The 20,048-nt window shown below is 72.5% G+C and carries 18 protein-coding genes; 6 read left to right on the forward strand and 12 right to left on the reverse strand.

The features are described from left to right. Positions 1-26 precede the first annotated feature (26 nt). Entirely contained in the window at positions 27-758 is a 732-nt protein-coding gene (locus ABD331_RS44905) for an FHA domain-containing protein (protein ID WP_344489536.1), read from the reverse strand. 92 nt (positions 759-850) lie between these two features. Between ABD331_RS44905 and ABD331_RS44910 the strand changes: the two genes are divergently transcribed. Next, positions 851-2,317, forward strand: coding sequence for a serine/threonine-protein kinase (locus ABD331_RS44910; RefSeq protein ID WP_344489539.1), 1,467 nt, complete (start codon positions 851-853; stop codon positions 2,315-2,317). A gap of 70 nt (positions 2,318-2,387) precedes the next feature. On the opposite strand, the gene ABD331_RS44915 is transcribed toward ABD331_RS44910, so the two are convergent. After that, positions 2,388-2,867, reverse strand: coding sequence for a MarR family winged helix-turn-helix transcriptional regulator (locus tag ABD331_RS44915; protein ID WP_425566205.1), 480 nt, complete (start codon positions 2,865-2,867; stop codon positions 2,388-2,390). 103 nt (positions 2,868-2,970) lie between these two features. Here ABD331_RS44915 and ABD331_RS44920 point away from each other — a divergent pair, with 103 nt between their 5' ends. Further along, positions 2,971-3,312 (forward strand): STAS domain-containing protein, encoded by a 342-nt coding sequence (locus ABD331_RS44920; protein WP_344489545.1) that lies wholly within the window; start codon positions 2,971-2,973, stop codon positions 3,310-3,312. Positions 3,313-3,361: 49 nt separating this feature from the next. Here the strand turns inward: ABD331_RS44920 and ABD331_RS44925 are convergent, their stop codons facing one another. The 3 genes from ABD331_RS44925 to ABD331_RS44935 all read right to left on the reverse strand — a co-directional run bounded on the left by ABD331_RS44925 (position 3,362) and on the right by ABD331_RS44935 (position 7,446). Then, positions 3,362-6,061: a S8 family serine peptidase gene (locus ABD331_RS44925; protein ID WP_344489547.1), complete on the reverse strand. Its 2,700-nt coding sequence runs from the start codon at positions 6,059-6,061 to the stop codon at positions 3,362-3,364. A gap of 90 nt (positions 6,062-6,151) precedes the next feature. Next, positions 6,152-6,970, reverse strand: a complete 819-nt coding sequence (locus tag ABD331_RS44930; protein ID WP_344489550.1) for an SAM-dependent methyltransferase — start codon at positions 6,968-6,970, stop codon at positions 6,152-6,154. A gap of 68 nt (positions 6,971-7,038) precedes the next feature. Continuing rightward, positions 7,039-7,446 carry an NUDIX hydrolase gene (locus ABD331_RS44935; RefSeq protein ID WP_344489553.1) on the reverse strand — a complete coding sequence of 136 codons (408 nt, stop codon included), beginning with the start codon at positions 7,444-7,446 and terminating at the stop codon, positions 7,039-7,041. A 29-nt stretch (positions 7,447-7,475) separates the two neighbouring features. Here ABD331_RS44935 and ABD331_RS44940 point away from each other — a divergent pair, with 29 nt between their 5' ends. After that, entirely contained in the window at positions 7,476-7,907 is a 432-nt protein-coding gene (locus tag ABD331_RS44940; protein WP_344489556.1) for a MarR family winged helix-turn-helix transcriptional regulator, read from the forward strand. On the opposite strand, the gene ABD331_RS44945 is transcribed toward ABD331_RS44940, so the two are convergent. Together ABD331_RS44945 and ABD331_RS44950 are read right to left on the reverse strand one after the other, a co-directional pair. Then, entirely contained in the window at positions 7,908-8,519 is a 612-nt protein-coding gene (locus ABD331_RS44945; RefSeq protein ID WP_344489559.1) for a DJ-1/PfpI family protein, read from the reverse strand. Further along, positions 8,516-9,493 carry a GlxA family transcriptional regulator gene (locus ABD331_RS44950; protein WP_344489562.1) on the reverse strand — a complete coding sequence of 326 codons (978 nt, stop codon included), beginning with the start codon at positions 9,491-9,493 and terminating at the stop codon, positions 8,516-8,518. Before ABD331_RS44950 ends, ABD331_RS44945 begins: the two co-directional genes overlap by 4 nt. 141 nt (positions 9,494-9,634) lie before the next feature. Here ABD331_RS44950 and ABD331_RS44955 point away from each other — a divergent pair, with 141 nt between their 5' ends. Beyond that, the gene (locus ABD331_RS44955; RefSeq protein ID WP_344489565.1) at positions 9,635-10,084 is read left to right on the forward strand and encodes a hypothetical protein; all 450 of its coding nucleotides are present in this window, start codon (positions 9,635-9,637) and stop codon (positions 10,082-10,084) included. A gap of 40 nt (positions 10,085-10,124) precedes the next feature. Here ABD331_RS44955 and ABD331_RS44960 read toward each other — a convergent pair whose 3' ends face one another. After that, positions 10,125-10,979: an FRG domain-containing protein gene (locus ABD331_RS44960; protein ID WP_344489568.1), complete on the reverse strand. Its 855-nt coding sequence runs from the start codon at positions 10,977-10,979 to the stop codon at positions 10,125-10,127. A 117-nt stretch (positions 10,980-11,096) separates the two neighbouring features. Here ABD331_RS44960 and ABD331_RS44965 point away from each other — a divergent pair, with 117 nt between their 5' ends. Together ABD331_RS44965 and ABD331_RS44970 are read left to right on the forward strand one after the other, a co-directional pair. Then, positions 11,097-12,011: an alpha/beta hydrolase gene (locus tag ABD331_RS44965; protein ID WP_344489571.1), complete on the forward strand. Its 915-nt coding sequence runs from the start codon at positions 11,097-11,099 to the stop codon at positions 12,009-12,011. Between the two features lie 170 nt (positions 12,012-12,181). Beyond that, positions 12,182-14,413 carry an AfsR/SARP family transcriptional regulator gene (locus ABD331_RS44970; RefSeq protein ID WP_344489574.1) on the forward strand — a complete coding sequence of 744 codons (2,232 nt, stop codon included), beginning with the start codon at positions 12,182-12,184 and terminating at the stop codon, positions 14,411-14,413. A gap of 143 nt (positions 14,414-14,556) precedes the next feature. Here the strand turns inward: ABD331_RS44970 and ABD331_RS44975 are convergent, their stop codons facing one another. From ABD331_RS44975 to ABD331_RS44985, 4 genes are all read right to left on the reverse strand, one after another. Further along, positions 14,557-17,307, reverse strand: a complete 2,751-nt coding sequence (locus ABD331_RS44975) for a S8 family serine peptidase (protein ID WP_344489577.1) — start codon at positions 17,305-17,307, stop codon at positions 14,557-14,559. Positions 17,308-17,449: 142 nt separating this feature from the next. Further along, a complete protein-coding gene (locus ABD331_RS44980; RefSeq protein WP_344489580.1) occupies positions 17,450-18,421 on the reverse strand; it encodes a hypothetical protein in 972 nt (323 codons plus the stop codon). Between the two features lie 130 nt (positions 18,422-18,551). Next, entirely contained in the window at positions 18,552-18,671 is a 120-nt protein-coding gene (locus ABD331_RS61135; protein ID WP_425566206.1) for an MFS transporter small subunit, read from the reverse strand. Next, positions 18,668-19,993: an L-lactate MFS transporter gene (locus ABD331_RS44985; protein WP_344489583.1), complete on the reverse strand. Its 1,326-nt coding sequence runs from the start codon at positions 19,991-19,993 to the stop codon at positions 18,668-18,670. The genes ABD331_RS61135 and ABD331_RS44985 overlap by 4 nt, the downstream gene beginning before the upstream one ends. Positions 19,994-20,048: the final 55 nt, after the last annotated feature.

Raw genomic sequence — 20,048 nt, forward strand, 5'->3', positions numbered from 1 at the left:
CGTCTCGGAGCCGCTGAACGGGCAGGTCAGCGGCGGGGGAACGGAAGCAGAGCGAGATGATCACTGGTGACCAGGTCGAACTTCAGCGCCAGCGACACCAGCGCGTGCCGCTGCCAGTCGGCCTTGCCCTCCCCGCTCTGCGGGCTCTTGACGTGCAGCTTCTTCTCCGCGAGGTAACCGATGTGGAAGCCGGCGGCGGTGCGGCTGAGCCCGAGGTCCGGCAGCCGTTCGATGATCTCGGGGATGGTGGGGATGCGCGAGGTGGAGGGGTCGCGCAGGCGCGGCTCGCACAGGGCGACCAGGATGCGGAAGTACTTCGCGTTCTGGTCGAGCGGGTAGGCGACCTGCGTGACGGGGCCGCCGTCCGCGTTCCCCGGCGGCACGTGGATGTGCTGCGGCGCGAACACCAGGAACGAGACCGTCCCGTCCACGGCCGGCAGCGACACCCGGGAGAACTCGAACGGGATCGGCGCCCCCATCCGCCCCGGCGGCACCTTGACGAACTCGCCGCCGCCCTCCGGGTTCTCCACCACGTACGTCTTGGACGTGCTCAGGTTGGTCAGCAGCCAGTAGTCGCCCACCGCGGCGATCCGTCCGGCCCGGCGGGACACGGCGGGGTCGTCCAGCACGAGATCCACGGGCGAGCCTGGCGTCCCCCGCCCGAACGACACCTGCTCGCCCGGCGCGAGCTCCCGCGAGTACGGCCGGTCGTCCGTCGGCGCGGCGGCGAGCTGGATCAGGATCGTGCTGTGGGGCATACCCCATCCTGAGGGCAGCGGGGCCGTCCGGGGAACCTGGCAGCTACCAGGACGCGTGGACGAAACCAAGGTCATCGACCATCATGAGCTGAATGACGGCTCCATCCCACGCAGGCCGCTACCGGATCGAGCAGCTCATCGGCGTCGGCGGTTTCGCCTCCGTCTACCTCGCCCGCGACGAAGAGTTGCACTCGTGGGTCGCGGTCAAGATCCTCGCCGACAACTGGTCCAGGCAGGCCGACGTGCGCGAGCGGTTCCTCCAGGAGGCGCGGCTGCTGCGCCGCGCCGACTCCCACCTGCTCGTGCAGGTCTTCGACCTCGGCGAGCTGGACGACGGGCGCCCGTACTTCGTGATGACGTACGCCGACAGGGGCACCCTGCTGGACCGGCTCCGGGGGACGCCCATGAGCGTGGCCGAGGCGCTCGGCCTGGTGGGCGAGATCTGCCAGGGCGTCGCCGTGCTGCACAGCATCGGGGTCGTCCACCGTGACCTGAAGCCGTCGAACGTGCTGTTCTGCTCGCGGCCCGAGGGCGGGGAGCGGGTGATGGTGGCCGACCTGGGGATCGCCCGGTTCACCGACCATCTGAGCGGGATGACGCTGCCTGCCGGGTCGCCCGGGTACCAGGCTCCCGAGCAGCTCTACTTCGACGGTGCGCCGGACGCGCGGGCGGACGTGCACGGGCTGGGGGCGTTGACGTATCACCTGCTCACGGGGGAGGTGCCGGGCAAGCCCGAGCAGCGGGTGCCGCCGAGCGCGTTGCGGGGCGGGGTGCCTGAGGCGGTGGACGTGGCGGTGATGCGGGCGCTGGATCCTGATCGCGAGAGACGGTGGGAGGACGCGGCCGCGTACGCCGCCGCCCTGACCTCCCCCACCCCCGCCCCGCCGCCACCTGCGCCGGACGCGCCACCGCTCCCCGCGGGCGACGACCCTGCGGAGCCCGGTGGGCGGGCCGTCCGCAACAAGCGGCGTGCGGTGCTCGCGGGTGGCGCCGCCGTGACCGTCGCGGTGGTCGCCACCGCGGCCGTCACCCTCATCCGCCCCTCCGACGGCACCCCGGCCCCCACCACCACCCTGAAACCACCCCAGACCACCACCGCCCGATGGCTGCGCGAGGACTCCGACATCCCCGACCAGTACCGCCCGCTGATCGTGCAGGCGGGCACGTACTGCGAGGAGCCGGGCCTGAGCCCCGCCCTGATCGCCGCGATGCTCAAGGCGGAGTCCGGCTACGACCCGCTGCTGTCCGACAGCGTCCGCAACGAGTACGGCATCGCCAGGTGGACCCCCGAGGTGCTGTGGCACTGGCAGCCGGGCGGCCTGCAGAGCCCGAAGCCCGCTCCCCCGTTCGACGCGGAGCTGTCGATCGTGTCCATGGGCCGTTTCCTGTGCGGCCTGGGCCCGCAGATCGAGCGGCTGCCCGGCGACCCCGCGCTGAAGCTGGCCGCGCTCTACCGCAGCGGGGTGGAGCCGTTGAAGAGGGCGAACGGCATCCCGGCGAAGTGGCGCGGCTACACCGACCAGGTCTCCCGCTACCTGCGCGACTACCGGCCCGCCTGAGGCGCTCAGGGGGGCGGCTCAGGGGGGCGGCTCAGGGGGGCGGCTCAGGGGGGCGGCTCAGGGGGGCGGCTCAGACTCCGGGCCACTGCGGCAGGCTCGCGGCGGACTCGCCGCCCGCCTCGTTGAAGGCGTTCATGGCCGAGATCAGCGCCTGGCGCTGGGTGGCGGACAGGCGGGAGACGATCTCGCCGATCTGCTTCCTGCGGCGGGCCATCACCTCGTCCACGATGCGGTGCCCCTCCTTGGTCAGCCGCATCATGCTCTCCCGCCGGTTGTCCGGGTTGACCTCCCTGACGATCAGCCCGGCGCCGCCGAGGCGGTCGGCCATCCGCATGGCCGTGGAGGAGTTGACGTCGAGCAGCTCGGCCATGGTGACCAGGTTGACGCCGCCGTGGCCGGCCAGCAGCACCAGCATCCTGAACTGCGGCAGGGTGATCTTGTCCTCGACGGCCGCGAGTGACCGGGCGGCGACGGAGATGAGCAGCCGGGAGCCCGCGAGCACGGCCGTGATGACCGCGTCGAGGTCCTCAGCGTCGTCGTCCACGGCCATGGCCCCTGTTGTCGGTTGTCCGGGGGCTCCTGAGTGTAACTTCCCAGTTCAATTGCACTATGCAATGATAAGTGTGCGAACCGTTGCAAAGCGGAGGGGTTGAATGAGAAGCGCAGACCGCACCGGCTTCTCCTGGGTGGTCACCGAGAGTGACGACGCGGCTGTCCTGCGTCCTGCTGGTGACCTGGATCTGGCCTCCAAGGAGGAGTTCCGCAACGGGCTGGCCGAGGCGCTTTCCTGCCTCAGGCCGCCGTCCGTGATCGTCGATCTGCAAGACGTCGCCTTCTGCGACTCATCGGGGCTCAACACGCTGATCTGGGCCGCCAACACCGCCGAAGCCGCCGGTGGCACGGTCAAGCTGAGCGGCGCTCAACCACGCATCACCCGGCTGCTCCGGATGACGGGGCTGGACAAACGGTTCTGCCTCCTGACGGCGAAGTCGTGAGGCGGGTCGCGACGGGGCCTGCCCGCCCCGTCGCGACGGTGCCACCGGGTCAGCGCGGCCCGACGACCAGGCGCGGGTGCTTGTGCACGCGCCAGCCGCCCGCGCCGTAGCCGAAGTCGCCGATCCTCAGGTCGGGGTTGCCGAAGGCGCCCTTGCCGCTGTTGACGGAGACCCACGCGCCCGCGTGGCCGAAGCCGAGGATGTCGGCCTGGGCGTCGCCCGTGAGGTCGGCGACGAAGCGCGGGTGCCGCTCGACGCGCCAGCCACCGGCGTCGTAGCCGAAGTTGCCGACCGCGAGCTGCGGCGCCTGGAACGTGCCGTTGCCGTTGTTCAGCGACACCCAGGCTCCGGCGTAGCCGAACCCGATGATGTCGGCCCGGCCGTCCCCGGTCAGGTCGGCCAGGAAACGCGGATGGCGTTCGACGCGCCAGCCGCCCGCCTCGTACCCGAAGTTCTGCACGACGAGCTGCGGCGCCTGGAAGGTGCCGTTGCCGTTGTTGAGCGACACCCATACGCCGCCGTCGCCGAAGCCGACGATGTCGGCCCGCTTGTCACCCGTGAGGTCCGCGAGGAAGCGCGGGTGACGTTCGACCCGCCAGCCGCCGGCGTCGTAGCCGAAGTTGCCGACGACGAGCTGCGGCGCCTGGAACGTGCCGTTGCCGTTGTTCAGCGACACCCACACGCCCGCGTAGCCGAACCCCACGATGTCGGCCCGGCCGTCCCCGGTCAGGTCGGCCAGGAAACGCGGATGCCGCTCCACCCGCCAGCCGCCCGCGTCGTAACCGAAGTTCTGCACCACGAGCTGCGGCCCCTGGAAGGTGCCGTTGCCGTTGTTGCGGGACGTCCACACCCCGCCGTAGCCGAAGCCGACGATGTCGGCCCGCCTGTCGCCGGTCAGGTCCGCCAGGAAACGCGGATGGCGCTCGACGCGCCAGCCGCCCGCCTCGTACCCGAAGTTCTGCACCACGAGCTGCGGCGGCTGGAACGTGGCGTTGCCGTTGTTGCGCGACACCCACACGCCCGCGTCGCCGAACCCGACCACGTCGGCCCGGCCGTCGGCGGTCAGGTCCGCGAGGAAGCGCGGGTGACGCTCGACGCGCCAGCCGCCCGCCTCGTAGCCGAAGTTGCCGATCGCCAGCGCCGGGCCGGTGAAGTGGCCGTTCCCCTGGTTCCTGGAGACGTACATGCCCGCGTCGCCGAAGCCGACCACGTCGGCCTTCCTGTCCCCCGTCAGGTCGGCGGTGTACTCGATCACGGCGGGAAAGATGAGCGGCGAGGTGACCGCGCTCATCGCGTTGACGCGCCCGCCGCCCAGCATGCCGACGAAGCCGGCGTTGGTCGCGTCGATGTTGTCGCAGGTGCTCTCCAGGATCCGGCGGACCTGGAGGTTCGTCAGGTTGCGGTTGCGCGACCAGATGAGCGCGGCCACCCCCGCCACGTGCGGCGAGGCCATCGAGGTGCCGTCGAGGAAGGCGTAGCCGCCGTTGGGGAAGGTGGACCAGATGTTGACGCCGGGCGCGGAGACGTCCACGTTGGTGCCGAAGTTGGAGAACGTGGCCTTGCGGTCGGACTGGTCGAGCGCGGCCACCGCGATCACGTCCGGGTAGACGCCGGGGAACTGCGGGGTGATGTCGGTGTTGGTGCCGGCGTTGCCCGCCGCGAAGACCACGACGACGTTCGCGGCCACCGCGTTCTGGATGGCGGTCCTGACGCCCGCGTGGTCGCCGTTCATCCGCCAGCTGCAGTTGACGACGTAGCGGCGCTCGGCGTGCGTGCCGGCCTGGGCGGCCACGTAGTTGATCGCGTCGGCGCGGTTCTGGTTCATGCCGGTCGTGAGGTCCACGCGCAGCGGCATCACGCGGCACAGCGGCGCCACGCCGACGACGCCGACCGCGTCGTTCACGGCGGCGCAGGTGCCGGCGACGTGCGTGCCGTGGCCGTCCTCGTCCTCAGGGACGGGGTCGCCGGCGTCGGCGAAGTCCCAGTCCTCCGCGCCGCGCGGCAGGATGTTGGCCGCGAGGTCGGGGTGGGTGATCGCGGTGCCGGTGTCGATGACGGTGAGGATCACCTCGGGGTCGCCCCTGGTGATCTCCCACGCCTCGCCTGCGTGGATGTCGGCGTCCGCGAGCCCGGCGGCGCCGTTCACCGTCTGGCCGGTGTTGCGCATCCCCCACAGCCTGCCGAAGTCCGCGTCGCCGGGGATGAACAGCAGCTTGCTGTTGAAGCCCACCTCGCTGGGCTCGGCGAAGGCCACCTCGTCCAGCCGGGACAGCTCGCGGATCGCCTCGAACAGGCCGCGCCCCTCCGGCACCGCCACCGTGTAGTAGCCGGGCGTGCGCTGACGCGCCAGGACGCGGCTGCCCTGCTGCCCGATGATCTCCTCGGCGCGGGCCGCCTCGACGCCGGGGCGGAACTGCACGGTGAGCTCGTCCGGCAGGAAGTACCTGGACGCGCCGTACTCGTCGATCATGACCGGGAGCGAGTTCGTGACCTCGGCCTGCGCGGCCACGTCGCCCATCCGGGTGGGGCTGACGTAGACGGCGGCGAAGCCCCGCTCCAGGTCGTAGCCCTGGCTGACGGACAGCAGGGCCGGGTCGGCGACGATCCGGTTGAGCGTGTCGATCTCCGCCTGGGCCTGGGGCGCGAACGTCACCATGGCCTCGTCGGGTTTGGCGGCGAAGGACGTGAGATGGCCGTTGGTCTTGTCGACGTAGCTGAACTCGCTGCCTTCCGCACGGGGAGTGGCCATGGCCCGGCACCTTCTTCACAGAGAGATGAGAGGTGCCGACACTATGCAGCCGGTCACGCCCTGTCTTCAGGGCGCGACCTAGGGAAGTCCCTAAGGCACCCGGCCGACCGCGCCGACGAGCGCGGGCGCGGCGAGATCCACCTCGACCTGCCGGTCCAGCTCCGCGTCGGGCCGCCACGACTTGACGGGGACGAGGCCCGGCTCCAGCAGGCTCAGCCCGTCGAAGTAGGCGCCGATCTGCCGCAGCGAACGGGCGATCAGCGCGCCCGGCTTCGTCGCCCTGTAGACCTGCTGACCCGCCCTGACCTTCGGGTCGTCGGTATCGGGCGCGTAGAAGTGCGAGATGAGCAGGTGGCTGCCCGGCGCGAGCGGCGCGCGCAGCGTCTTGACGATGTCGCTCGCCTGCTGGTCACCCGGCACGAAGTGCAGCACCGCCGACGTCAGCAGCCCCACCGGCCGGCTGAAGTCCAGGTGCCCGGTCAGCTCCGGGTCGCTCAGCAGCGCCGCCGGGTCGGTGATGTCACCCCATAACGCGAGCGTGTGCGGGTTGTCGGCGAGCAGGGCGCGGGCATGCGTCAGAACGATCGGATCATTGTCCACGTAGACGACGCGGGCATCCGGCACGATCCGCTGCGCGACCTGGTGCACGTTCTCCTGCGTGGGCAGTCCGGCGCCGAGGTCCAGGAACTGCCGCACCCCCTGCTCGGCCATGACGCGCACGGCCTTGCCGAGAAAGGCCCGGTTGTCGCGGGCCGTCTCACGCACCTCGGGGACGATCGCGATGATCTTCTCCGCCGCCTCCCGGTCCGCGGGGAAGTTGTCCTTTCCGCCCAGGTAGTAGTCGTACATGCGAGCCACGCTGGGAACCGTGGGGTCAACACCGGGCACGTCCGGCTCAACAGCACTCACGCGTCGTCTCCCTGCACCGAGGTGCCGCCAGCCTAGCGATCAGTCTGGTACGGGAGAAGTGCCCGTTCTCAGCGCAGCAGGCCGCCGTCGTGGAGCGCCTCGAAGACCAGCGAGTCGACGTACGACACCCGGTGGCGGTCGGCGTACCCCAGCCAGGCCACCTCCACGATCTCCATCGACGGGGTCAGCGGCCCGTCGTGATCGGCGGTGTAGCAGATCATCCGGAACGGCCCGTGCTCCGGATGCCCGGCCGGCACCTCGAACGTCCCGAAATGCCGCATCGAGCCGGCGTCGATCGCCGTCAGCAGCTCCTCGTCGATCTCCCTGACCAGGGTCTGGCTGTCGGACTCGCCCCGCTCCCGCATCCCGCCGGGAAAGTAGAACACCTCACGGCCGTGGCTGCGCGTCATCAGCACCCGATGATCGCGCACCAGCACCCACGCCACCTTCTCCCGCACGCCGCCGTCGTTCGCCATGACGCCAGACCCTAGTGGAGACTTGGCTGGTGAGCTCCGACGACGACCGCCCCGCGCCCCCGACCACCAGCGCCTCCATCGTGGTGCTCACGCTCGCGCGCCAGGTCGAGACCGAGCTCAACGCCGCCCTCTCCCCGCTCGACCTCACGGTCAGCCGGCTCGGGCTGCTCGGGCACATCGCCGCCATGCCCGGCGTCTCGTTCAGCGATCTGGCGCGGATGTCGGGCATCACCGTGCAGAGCGTGCACGCGGCGGTGAAGGCGCTGGCCGGGGCCGGGCTGGTGCGCGACAACACCGCCCGCGCGGGGTCGGCGTCGGCCATCGAGGTCACGGCCGAGGGGGCGCGCCTGATGGAGCGGGCGCGGGCGGCGGTGGCCGACGTGGACGAGCGGCTGTTCGGAGAAGGCGCCGACCCGGTTCAGCGGCAGGTGGGCGACACGATCCGGGCCGCGTTCTCCTGATCACGCGAGGATCGGCTCGTCCGCCAGGTACGGCGGCGCGGGATCGTACTGCATCTGCCTGCGCACCGCGCGGGCGTGGTCGCGGCCGTGCAGCCGCCCGACGAGCCACAGCGCGGCGTCGATCCCGGCCGAGACCCCCTGGCTGGTGAGCAGCTTGCCGTCCACCACGTACCGGGCGTCCCGCACGACGGTGACGTCCCCCCGCCCCTCCAGCTCCTCCTCGAGCTGCCAGTGCGTGGCCACCCGCCGCCCGCGCGCTGGCCCGGCCGCGTGCAGCACGAACGCGCCGGTGCACACGCTCATCACCCAGCTCGCCCGCTCCGCCGCCCCGGCCACCCAGCCGGTGACGACGGGGTTGTGCATCTGCACCTTCCTGGCGCCTCCGCCGCCGGGCACGAGCAGCACGTCCAGGGGCGGGTGGTCGTCGAGCCCGTGGTCGGGCAGCACCCGCATGCCCTTCGCGCAGCGCACGGGCGCGGGCGCACGCTCGGCGATCAGCACCGCGCTGTCGCCGCCGCCGCGCAGCGCCGCCGACAGGGTGAAGACCTCCCAGGGGCCGGCGAAGTCGAGCTCCTCGGCGTCGTCGAAGATGAGCAGTCCGTACGTGGTCACGTGGCGCCTCCTCGGGCGTTGGCGTGGAATCGGTCGCGGTAGTCGGACGGCGCGACGCCGACGCGACGGTGGAACGTGCGGCGCAGCGTCTCGGCGGTGCCGAAGCCGCAGCGGCGGGCGATGACCTCGACGGGTTCGTCGCCGGACGCCAGCGCGCGCTGGGCCGCCTCGACGCGGACCCGCTCGACGTACGAGCCGGGCGGGACGCCGAGCTCGGCGGTGAAGCGGCGCTGCAGGTGGCGCGGGCTGAGCCCGGCGTGCGCGGCGAGGTCCTGGATGTCGTGCCGCGCGCCGGGGTCGGCGTGGATGGCCGCCACGGCGGCGCGGATCGGGTCGGTGGACGGCTGCGCGGACCACAGCGCCACGCTGAACTGTGACTGGTTGCCCGGTCTGCGCAAGAACAGCACCAGGTGGCGGGCCACGTCGAGCGCCACCTCCTGGCCGAGGTCGTCCTCCACGAGCGCGAGGGCGAGGTCCATGCCGGCGGTGACGCCCGCCGAGGACCACACGCGCCCGTCCCTGATGAAGATCGGCTCGCTGTCCACCGTCACGGCCGGATGCTCCTCGGCCAGCCGCTGCGCGCGGGCCCAATGGGTGGTGACCCTGCGGCCGTCGAGCAGACCGGCGGCGGCCAGCAGGAACGCCCCCGTGCACACCGACGTCACCCGCCGGGCCGCGGCGCCCGCCTCGGCTACCCAGCCGACCAGCGCCGGATCCTGCCTGGCCGCGTAGACGCCGCTGCCGCCTGCCACGACCAGCGTGTCCACCCCGTCGGGCGGCAGCGTGCCGATGCCGTGCCCGGCGTGCACGGGCAGGCCGCTGCCCGTGTGGACGGGGCCTGGCTCGGGCGCGACGATCTCGCACGCGTAGCGGCCCGACCGCCGTCCGGCCTGCTGGAACACCTCGTAGGGGCCGGTCAGGTCGAGGGACTGGAAGGCGTCGTAGACGACGAAGACGATGCGGCGCTGACTCACCCCTCCACCCTGCTGGCCGCCGCCTCATGGCGTCAACGACCGCTACCCCACAGATCGCGCCATCCTCTGCTTCAGGTGACCTGAAGGTTTGATGTTAAGCTTCAGTTCGCCTGAAGGTTTGGTTTTTGAAGGGAGAACGTCGTGGAGTCTCTGCTGCTGTCCATCCACGTGGTCGCCGGCATCGTGTTCGTAGGCGGCTCCGCCATCGCGACCAGCCTGTTCCCGCGATACGTGCCGGTCACCGGCTCCGGCCCCGGCCGGGAGCGCAGCCGCGCCGTCGCCGCCGCGCTGCACCGCATCACCCGCGGCTACAGCATCGCCGGGCTGGTCGTGCCCGCGGCCGGCATCGTGCTGGCCTCCGTGCAGGGCCGTACCGGCGAGGTGTGGGTCGTCCTCGCCATGGTCCTCACCGCGGCGGCGGGCTTGCTGCTGGCCGTGCAGATCTACCCGCGCCAGCGCGACGCCCTCGCCACGCCGGGCGAGCGTGATCGGCTGCGTGCCCTGTCCATGCTGGCCGGGATCTACAACGTGTTGTGGACGGTCGTCGTGGTGCTGATGATCGTGCGTCCTGGTGCCGCGGAAGGGGCGTAACCTGGCGCGGTCCGTCCCCCGCGACCTGGGCCCGGGGGTGTCAGCCCGCCATGCGGCCGTCCTGGCGGTGGCGTTCCTCCTGGCCCGCCATCGACGCGCCCGCGCTCCCGTCCTCGATCGAGCCGGGCGAGTAGTAGCGCCGCAGCCAGTCGGCCAGCCCGTCCAGCCCCGGCAGCAGGACGCGCTCGGTGATGTTCGCCTGGTCCAGCCGCTGCCTGATCTCGGCCTTGACCTCGGACGGGATCAGCCAGGCCCGCGCCGCCCCCGGATGCTCCTCCAGCCACTGCTCAAGCTGGAACCTCGGATCGGAGAGCACCGACAGCACCGACGACTGGTTGACCACCCGCTCGTCCAGCGACGGCGGCTCGAAGAAGGTCAGGAACGGCCGGTCGCCGCCCAGCTCGTCGAGGCAGGGCAGATCGGCCGCGACCTTGGCGAGCATCTCGGTGGTGAACAGCAGCGCGCCCTCGGCGGCCAGCAGCTTGCTGAGCGGCTCGGGCAGCAACTCGTGGGCGGCCGCGCAGTCGATGGAGAGCAGCACGCCGTCGTCCTGGGGCCAGGAGGCGGTGGCGAAGTGCAGGGCGACGAGGGGGGAGAACGTCCAGTCGAGCAGGCGGGTGGGCAGGCCGTGGTGCTGGCCGAGCGCCAGCCAGTCCCAGATGGTCGGTCCGGGCGTCTGACGGTGGGCATATTTCCGGAAATTTCGTATCAGGTGGGACTCGACGGCCGCGTAGTCGCCACGCAGCCGGGCCAGGCCCGACATGTGCGTGTACGCGCTCCGCGCCAGCCCGCGGAACACCAGCGTCGAATGCGCGTGCCCGGCGCCGTCACACCGCCCCGCCTCGCCGACCGCGTCGTCCAGCTCCCGCCACGACGAGACCGTAACCACCTTCATCCTCGTTGCGTTGCCCCAGGTCATTCGCTTCACACGCGCCGGTCTCGACAACTTCCGCAGCGCCCCCTACGTTCGGGTTTGACCTACGTCGTTCCCCCCGATGTGAGGTGACGTCCCATGGCCCTTGACCACGCGACGACCGATTTCCTCAAGCAGCTCGCCGACATGGGTGGCAAGCCGCTGCACGAGATGACCGTTCCGGAGGCCCGCGCCCTCGGCACCTTCCTCGGAGAGCTGTACGGCAAGGGCCCCGCCATGGCCCGCGTCGAGGAGACCACCATCGCGACCGAGGACGGCGGCTCCTTCCCGGCCCGCGTCCTGGTCCCCATGGGCACGCCGCGTGGCGTCATCCTCTACTTCCACGGCGGCGGCTGGGTGCTCGGCGCGCTCGACGAGTTCGACACTCTGGGCAGGAAACTGGCCGCCCGCACCGGCTGCACCGTCGTCCTGCCCGACTACCGGCTCGCCCCCGAGCACCGCTACCCGGTCGCCGCCCGCGACGCCTACACGGCGCTGCGCTGGGTCGCCGACCGCATGCCCGGCATGCCCATCGTCGTCGCGGGCGACAGCGCCGGCGGCAACCTGTCCGCCGTCGTGGCCCAGCGCGCCAGGGACGAGAACGGCCCGTCCATCGCGCTCCAGGTGCTCGTCTACCCGGTCACCGACTGCGACCTCGACAGGACCTCCTACCAGGACCCCGAGAACCAGCTCATGCTCACCCGCGACGCCATGGTCTGGTTCTGGGACCACTACGCGCCCGACCCTGCCCAACGCGCCAACCCCGACGTCTCACCCCTGCGCGCCGCCGACCTGTCCGGCCTGCCGCCCGCCCTGATTCTGACGGCCGAGCACGACGTGCTGCGGGACGAGGGCGAGGAGTACGCGGAACGGCTGCGGCAGGCGGGGGTGCCGGTGGAGCTGAAGCGGTTCGATGGGCAGATGCACGTGTTCTTCACCATGGTGAACGTGCTGCCCGCCAGTGCCGCCGCGCTAAAGCTGGTCGCCGAGCGGGTGGGGCAGCGGCTGGAGTGAGCCTCGCGGCTGAGGGCGGCAGGCCCGGCGTCACTTGGTGACCGCCCAGGGCGGTAAGCCTGATGTCACCGGCCGTCCGCCCTAGGGAGAACCCTGGCCGTCCCCCTGTTGTCGGCCCCTGCGGCGCCGCCTATCGTTTCCGCGGACCTTCCGTCCCCGGAGGTGCGACGATGCTCCTCGCCAAGGTGGCCGCGCCGATGCCGGAGCTGAGGTGGCCGGCGCAGTTCTCGCTCGACGGGCTCGGTGACAGGGCCCGGCTGCACCTCCTCGTCCCCGAGGGCTACCTGGTCGAGGGACGGCTGGCCGCCGACCTGCTGCGGGCGGGCAAGGGGCTCGGGTGGCTGCGGCCGGAACCGTACGAGCTGGGGGCCGACGACCTGCGGCGCCTGGCGGCGGCGAGCGAGCCGGCCGGGACCGTGGTCATCCAGCAGCCGCTCGCGGACACCACCGAACTCGGCGGCCCGTCACCGGCGCTGGCCGCCAGCGAGGTCGTCCTGTCGCCGTGCGCGGGCGACCGGGGGCTGGCGGTGTCGTCTGACGCGGCGGTCGCGGCGGCCGGGGAGCTGGACTGCCCGCTGGGACGGGACGTCGTCGACCGGCTGGTGGCCGTGACGGGAGGGCGGTCGGCGGTCATCGACTCGGTGCTGCGAGCTGCCTCGGCGCGCGGCCGAGAGCTCGGCAGCAGTGGCGTGTTCAGCGGGCGCGCTGGGCTCGGCGGCGGTGGCGGGATCGGTGAGTGTGTCATGCGTGCCGACGGGCTGGCCTCGCTCGTCGCCGCTGTCACGTTGTGGCTGCTGCGGGACGCCGAGCCCGCGCGGCTGCAGGCGCTGGGGCTGGCGGCGCGGCTCGGGTACGCGCACGACGACCTGTCCGCGCTGCGGCCCGCGCTGCGTGAGCCCGACAAGGAGCCCTGGTGGGAGCCGCTCGCCGGTGGCTGGTACCGGATGCTGCCGTTCTGGTCCACCGCGCTCTGTGCCCTGCGGCCCGATCGGTCCCCTGCCTTTCGCCAGCGGCTGGCGGTGGTGGCGGGAGAGCTGGTGGGAGCGCACGCCGCGCGGGAGGCGGTGGAGCTGTCGCGCCGGGCCGGGGACCGGGAGCTGGTGGCCGAACTGCTGGCAGAGACGGACCTCGGTGAGGAGGCGGGGGTGGAGGCGGAAGTTCTGGGGGACTCTCACGAGGCGTGGCGGCGAGCCAGGGCCGCGCTCGTCACCGGGGAGTTGAAGGAGGCGCTTCGGTACGGGCGGCGTGCGCACGAGCTGGCGGCGGGGCAGGGGGACGGGGAGAGGATTCGGCACGCGCTGCGGCTCATGCGGCGGGCTGTGCGGGCGCGGTCGGCTCGTAAGCGCATGGTGCTGCTGCTGCAGGCGCTGGAGGCCACCACCTCAGCCCAGCCCACCACCTCGCCCCAGCCCGGCATCTCGGCCCAGTCCACCGCCTCGGCCCAGCCCGGCACCTCACCGCACACCACCATCCCGCCACACACCCCCGCCCCGCCGCACACCACCGCCCCAGCGCACAGCACCGCCCCACCGCACGCCGCCGCCCTGCCACACATCACCGCCCCGGTCACGGCCCTGGCACCCGGCGCGGCGCCGCACGAGCGCGACGGGCACAGCGGGGACGGCGGAGGTGCCCGTGCCGACGTCGAGGCCTGGCTGCTGGGCACCTTCCGGATCCGGGTGGACGGCCAGCCGGTGGTCGGGTGGTCGGGCAAGCTGGGCAGATCCGTCCTGATGTACCTCCTCCTGTCCCACCCCAAGCCCATCCGCCGAGACGCCGTCATAGACGCCATCTGGCCAGGCGTCCCCGAGAACGCCGCCCGCAACCGCCTGAACGCCACCATGCACGCCCTGCGCGCCGACCTCCGCAAGGTCTCCCCCGGCAGGCAGCTCATCGTGTACGAACGGGAGACCTACGCCCTGTCCCCCGAGCTGTCGATCTGGCTGGACATCGAGGCGTTCACCGGCGGCTGCGCCACGGCGACCCGGCTGAGGGCGGAGGAGGACCGGCGGGAGGAGGCCATCGCCCGGCACGAGGCGGCCAGGGCGCTGTACGAGGGCGACCTGCTGGAGGACGCCCCGTACCTGGACTGGGTGGTGCCGGAGCGGGAGCGGCTGAGCGCGGCGCACGTCGATCTGCTCGACGGCCTGGCCGTCCTCTACCTGGAGGCGGGCGCGTACGCGAAGTGCGTCGACACCTGCCGGCAGGTCCTGGCGAGGGACTCCTGCCGCGAGCAGACCCACCGCCTGCTCATGCGCTGCCACGCCCGCCAGAACCAGCCGCACAAGGCGCTCGCCCAGTACGAGACCTGCCGCAGGGAGCTGGACGCCGTCCTCGGCATGACCCCCAGCCCCGAGACGCACGCCCTGTACGAGTCGGTACGCCGCCACCTGGCCGTCTGAAGCACCAGGCCACCGCCGGGCCGCCGCCCGGACCACCGCCCCGGACCACCGCCAGGACCATCGCCCAGACCGCCGCCCCGGACCACCGCCAGGACCACCACCGAGACCACCACTGGGCCACCGCTGGGGCCACCGCCGTCACGTCACCGGTCGCGTAGTCGTGCCCGCTCCCCGATGAAGGCCAGCAGCCGTTCGACGTCCCAGCCGCGCACCCGCGAGACGTCGTCCGTCTGGTGGTGGCGGATCTCGCAGTTCAGCACCTCCCTGCTGCCGCTGTCGGCGGTCACCGTCAGCGTGAACGTGTGCCGCTCCGGCACCGCCCTCCGCTCGTCGGCGGCCAGCCTGGCGGCCTGGCCGATCCAGTCCTGCTTGGTCAGCCGTTCCGCGCCGATGCCCGCCGGTTGCATGATGGCCGCGAGCTCCTCGACCGTCAGGGCCGAGAGCTGCTCGAACGTGGTGACGCCCGCCTTGTTCAGCAGTGCGGACGTCTTCGGCCCGACGCCCTTGACCCGCTGGAAGTCGTCCTGCGCCGGGGCCTGCGCGGCGCCCTCCACGGGCACCTGGTGGCCGAGGCCCGCGTTGTCGTCGCGGGTCCACAGGCCGGAGCGGTCGGTGACGAGGATCTCGCAGCAGTACCGGCCCGGTGGCAGGTCGCTCAGGTCGGCGCGGTGCTCGCGGCCGAAGCCGGTCTCGGCGCGCTCCGCCACGTGCCTGCCGATGGCCAGGCGGGCGGGGGCGGTGTGGCAGCGTACGCGCCACGAGCAGTCCACGTCCGTCTCCCACACCAGCGCGGCGCCCTCGACGCGCGGGCCGATGACGCGGGGGAAGGCGGCGGTGGCGGCGATCTCGACGGCGCGGGCCACGTCCAGCTTCCCCGCTCCCCACGCGGGATCGGCATCCGCCGCCTCGCGTCCCCACGCGGCATCCGACGCCTCGCGTTCCGAGGCGAGGTCCGCCGCCTCGCGTCCCCGCGCGGGGTCGGCGTCCGACGCCTCGCGTTCCCGAGCGGAGCCCGCCGCCTCGCGTCCCCGCGCGAGATCGGCGTCAGGTGCCTCGACTTCCTGCGCGCCAATCGCTGTCGGCGGCGGCGTTGGTGGTCGGCCCTCGATGGGGCGGGCGGCGCGGCGTAGGAGCTGGCCCGCCTGCTCACTCGTCAGCCCCCCGAGCCGGTTCGCGGCGCGGGCGGCCGTCATGAGGGCGACGGCCCCGCAGACGTGCGGCGCGGCCATGCTGGTCCCCGCCATGAGCGTGTGCAGCAGGTCGGGCTGCGGCGGGAGGGCGCTGTTGGCGCAGCGGGCCGAGGCGATGGTCTCGCCGGGCGCGGTCAGGTCGGGTTTGGCGTCCCCGAGCCGGGTGGGGCCGTGGCTGCTGAAGGCGGACAGCCCGCCGTGTCCGGGCCCCCAGTCGGCGGGGCGGGTGGCGTACGAGCCGACGGTGACGAGGCGGCGGGACGTGCCAGGGGCGGTGATGGTGCGGGCCGGGTCGGCGCAGGCGTCCGTGAAGCGGGTCTGCGACGCCTCGTCGCGCGGCGCGCGCTCGATCCACACGTCGAAACGCCCATGCCGGACGGTCCCGCCGCGCAGCAACAGCCGCCAGACACCCGGCTCAATGCCCTGGCCGGACTGCCCAGACCGCCCGGAGACGCCCTGGCCGGACTGCCCAGAGACGCCCTGGCCAGATCGCCCGGTGAGGATGACCGTGGTGGCGGTGTCGCCGCTGCCCGAGACGTCGCTCTCGCTGTCGATCAGGACGCGATCCCCACGCCGCGTGGCGAACGTCTGCTCCTCCCCCGGCGCGGCGAACGCGGGCTGCGGCCCGCCGGGCGGCGCGACGCCCACGCTGATCTGGTCCTCGCCGTCGAACCACACCTCCACGACGTCGTCCTCGCCGTCCCCCGGCGGAACGACCAGGTCGAGGGTGACGACCTCGCCCTCGCCGATGGTGCCGCCCGCGTGGGCGCGCCGGGCCCGCTCGTTGCCGGCCGAGGTGACGATGACGACGCCGGGGCGGCGGGCGTAGGCGTCGAGGGCCCGTTCGAGGAGGGATTCGCCGCCGGCGTTCGTGCCCACGCTGACGTTGACGGCGACGGGACGGCCCTCGGCCCGCCGTACGACGTAGTCGACGGCGGCGACGAGCTGCGTGGAGCGGCCGAGCGCGCCGCCGGGCGAGGCGGGGAGGGCGACCACGATGAGGTCGGCGTGCGGCGCGATGCCCTGGTAGGCGCCGCCGAGGTGGGTGTCGTCGCCGGCGGCGATGCCGGCCACGTGGGTGCCGTGCCCGCCCGGCGCGTCCTCGTGCGGGACGATGTCGGTGGGGCGCGGGTCGCCGAGCGCCTTGTCGAGGTCCTCCTTGGCGTACTCGGCGCCGTACGGGACGGAGCCGCCGGCGGTCGCGGTGGCGGACTGGTCCCAGAGGTGGAGGATGCGGGAGGTGCCGCCGGGGTGGCGGAAGGCGGGGTGCGTGTAGTCGATGCCGGAGTCGATGATCGCGACGATGGCGCCTTCGCCGTGGAGTGGTCCTGAGCCGGTGGGGGGTTCGACGGTGGCGCGTACGTCGCGGCGGGAGATGTTGAGCTCGGGGAACAGGGGTCTGGACGCCTCGACGCGCAGGATCGAGGCGTGCCGGGAGAGTTCGTCCAGCCTGGTGAGGGGCACGCGGGCGACGAAGAGGCCGCCTGCGTCGGGCGGGCTGACGTGGATCTTCACTCCGGCCACGTCGTCGGACCACCGGCGGTCGGCGGCGCTGATCAGCACTTCGACCGTGCCGTCCGCCGTGGTCTCGTCCCCCGCCCCCGGCCGCCACCCCACCCGTTCGGCCAGCGCCGTGCCCTCGATCCCCGCCTGCTCCCGGGCCCGCGCGAGGAGGTGCCGCAGGCGTGCGTCCAGCGTTCTCATGCTTCTCCCTGCCCTTGCGTCTAGTGCCGGCCTCCGTACACCCTCATGCCGGGCCACGCGCGACTCCCGGGGAGTCGCGTGCGGCCCGGCGGACGGCGGTGAGCAGGAGGAACCCTCCTGGCTCACCGCGCAGTCACCGTGATCAGGAGTAGACCAGCATCCTGACCGGCGTCTCCTCGACGATCCCCGGCAGGATGTCGGGCAGGCCGAGGAAGCCCGGCTGCAGGTCGGGCCGGTACCAGCGGCTGGCGAAGCCGGCGAACGGCGGCAGGCCGACGCCGACGCCGAGGATGTCCACGGTGAGGTGGATCTCCAGCGGGCGCGGCCGGCCCTCGGCGGGCCTGGGGTCGGTCGGGATGCGCATCGGGATGATGTTGATGTAGTCGGGGCCGAACGCCGCGGGGTTCGGGTTGAGTGTCGGGCCCGGGGTGACGGAGTTGAGCTCGACGGACACGCCGCGCACCTGGTAGATGAACGGCGCCATGACTTCGGCCGCCGAGGGTCCGCCGAGCAGCGACATGGGGTTGCGCCAGAGCACGGCGAAGAGGTAGACGTTCTCGCCGTAGTGGACGACCCTGGCCGGCTGGAGCGGCCCGCCGAAGTAGGGCTCCCGGTAGGGGCCCATGGCCATGAGGTCGAACCAGAGGTACGGCGGGTGGGTGGGCGTGATGGGGGTGGCGGCCCGCGTGTCGCCCTGCTGCTGGATGCGGCCCTGCTCGGGGCCGCGCTGCTGTTGCTGCTCGGGCGCGCGCAGTTGCTCGGCCGTGGGGAGCTGCTCGGCCTGGCGCTGCTGCTCGGGGGCGCGCTGCTGCTCGGCCGAGCGGGAGAACTCGGCGGCGCGGGCGTACTCGGGGGCGCGCGCGTACTCGGCGGAGCGGGAGGACTCGGACTGGCGCTGCTGCTCGCGGACGTCGGCGAACTGGCCGCGGGCGGCCTTGTCGGCCAGCTCGCGGTACTTCTGCCTGTACTGCGCCGTGAAGTGGTCGAGGCTGGCCACGGCCTCCCGCATGACCTGCTGGATCCGCTGGTCGGCCAGCAGCTCCCTGGTCTCCTGGTTCGGCTGGAGGTCCGCGATCTGCTGATGCGTGGCGGTCCTCACGTCGGTGATCGACATTGATCTGCCCCTCGCGTCGGGCGGGCTCACTGTCCCGCGTGCCCGTCAACCTGGCACGCCCCGCTTAGCCGACGCTGAGGGCAGACCTCTGCCGCCGCTTAGTTTTCGCTTCGGTACGGCGTCGCGCCCGTCAGGCGAAGAGCTGGGTGAGCTTCAGGAACAGCTCGTACACCCCGTACGCGAAGGGCAGCCCCACCCAGATCCAGGCGAGCACCATCAGCCCGGTGCGCCGTTCCGTCCCGGTGCTCATGCGTTCTGTCCCTCCTCCAGCGCCCGCGCGGGCCGTTCGTGGTGTTTGTCGTGGACGGGGCGGATCAGCTCGTTGGCGACGAAGCCCACCGCGAGCAGCCCGATCATGATGAACAGCGAAGTGGTGTAGAGGTCGGGGCCTGAGCGGCCGTCGGCCTTCTGCGCGTCGGCGATGGCGTTGACGATGAGCGGGCCGAGCACGCCGGCCGTGGACCAGGCGGTGAGCAGGCGGCCGTGGATGGCGCCGACCTGGTAGGTGCCGAAGAGGTCCTTGAGGTAGGCGGGCACGGTGGCGAAGCCGCCGCCGTAGAAGGACAGGATGCCCATCGCGCACAGGATGAACAGCGGCTTGGAGGAGTCGCCCGCCAGCGCGATCGCGAGGTACAGCAGCGCGCCGACGCCCAGGTAGACGCGGTACATGTTCTTGCGTCCGATGAGGTCGGAGGTGGAGGACCAGACGAAGCGGCCCGCCATGTTGGCCAGCGACAGCAGCGCCACGAACCCGGCCGCCGCTCCGGCCGCGACGGCGGCGGGGGTTCCGGCGAAGAAGTCCGTGATCATCGGGGCGGCCTTCTCCAGGATGCCGATGCCGGCGGTGACGTTGCAGCACAGCACGACCCACAGGCAGTAGAACTGCGGGGTGCGGATGGCGTTGCGCGCCGAGACGTCGGCCGTGGTGATCAGCGGGCGGGCCCGCGCGGCGGCGGGTGTCCAGCCCTTGGGGGCCCAGCCGTCCGGCGGCACCCGGACGAGCAGCACGCCCATCGACATGAACACGGCGTAGACGACGCCGTGCACGAGGAACGTGGTGGCGATGCCGGTCGTGGTGGGCCCGAAGGTGGCCAGCATCTGCGCCGACCAGGGTGAGGCGATGAGCGCTCCGCCGCCGAACCCCATGATCGCGATGCCGGTGGCCATGCCGGGCCGGTCGGGGAACCATTTGATCAGGGTGGAGACCGGCGAGATGTACCCGATGCCGAGGCCGATGCCGCCGACGAAGCCGTAGCCGAGCACGACCAGCCAGTACTGCCGGGTGAACACGCCGAGCGCCGACAGCAGGAAGCCGGAGGAGAAGCAGGTCATCGAGACGAACATGGCCCATCGGGGCCCGTTGCGCTCGACGAGGGTGCCGCCGAAGGCGGCCGACAGTCCCAGCATGACGATGCCGAGCTGGAACGGCAGGGCGCTCTGGGTGCCGGTGAGCCCGAGCGCGGATTCGAGCGGGGGTTTGAACACGCTCCACGCGTACGCCTGCCCGATCGCCAGGTGCACGGAGAGCGCCGCGGGCGGCACGAGCCATCGGCTCCAGGTGGGGGCCGCCACGGTACGGGAACGACTGAGGAAACCTGTGGGACTCGCGAACCTCGTACTGACTGAC

The sequence above is a fragment of the Nonomuraea monospora genome (assembly GCF_039531895.1).
Lineage (GTDB): Bacteria > Actinomycetota > Actinomycetes > Streptosporangiales > Streptosporangiaceae > Nonomuraea > Nonomuraea monospora.

Coding starts and splice junctions, on each gene's coding strand:
- ABD331_RS44970 (WP_344489574.1), top strand. CDS start 12,182: ATGCTCCTCGCCAAGGTGGCCGCGCCGATGCCGGAGCTGAGGTGGCCG.
- ABD331_RS44925 (WP_344489547.1), bottom strand. CDS start 6,061: ATGGCCACTCCCCGTGCGGAAGGCAGCGAGTTCAGCTACGTCGACAAG.
- ABD331_RS44935 (WP_344489553.1), bottom strand. CDS start 7,446: ATGGCGAACGACGGCGGCGTGCGGGAGAAGGTGGCGTGGGTGCTGGTG.
- ABD331_RS44915 (WP_425566205.1), bottom strand. CDS start 2,867: ATGGCCGTGGACGACGACGCTGAGGACCTCGACGCGGTCATCACGGCC.
- ABD331_RS44905 (WP_344489536.1), bottom strand. CDS start 758: ATGCCCCACAGCACGATCCTGATCCAGCTCGCCGCCGCGCCGACGGAC.
- ABD331_RS44910 (WP_344489539.1), top strand. CDS start 851: ATGACGGCTCCATCCCACGCAGGCCGCTACCGGATCGAGCAGCTCATC.
- ABD331_RS44965 (WP_344489571.1), top strand. CDS start 11,097: ATGGCCCTTGACCACGCGACGACCGATTTCCTCAAGCAGCTCGCCGAC.
- ABD331_RS61135 (WP_425566206.1), bottom strand. CDS start 18,671: ATGAGCACCGGGACGGAACGGCGCACCGGGCTGATGGTGCTCGCCTGG.
- ABD331_RS44980 (WP_344489580.1), bottom strand. CDS start 18,421: ATGTCGATCACCGACGTGAGGACCGCCACGCATCAGCAGATCGCGGAC.
- ABD331_RS44975 (WP_344489577.1), bottom strand. CDS start 17,307: ATGAGAACGCTGGACGCACGCCTGCGGCACCTCCTCGCGCGGGCCCGG.
- ABD331_RS44960 (WP_344489568.1), bottom strand. CDS start 10,979: ATGAAGGTGGTTACGGTCTCGTCGTGGCGGGAGCTGGACGACGCGGTC.
- ABD331_RS44920 (WP_344489545.1), top strand. CDS start 2,971: ATGAGAAGCGCAGACCGCACCGGCTTCTCCTGGGTGGTCACCGAGAGT.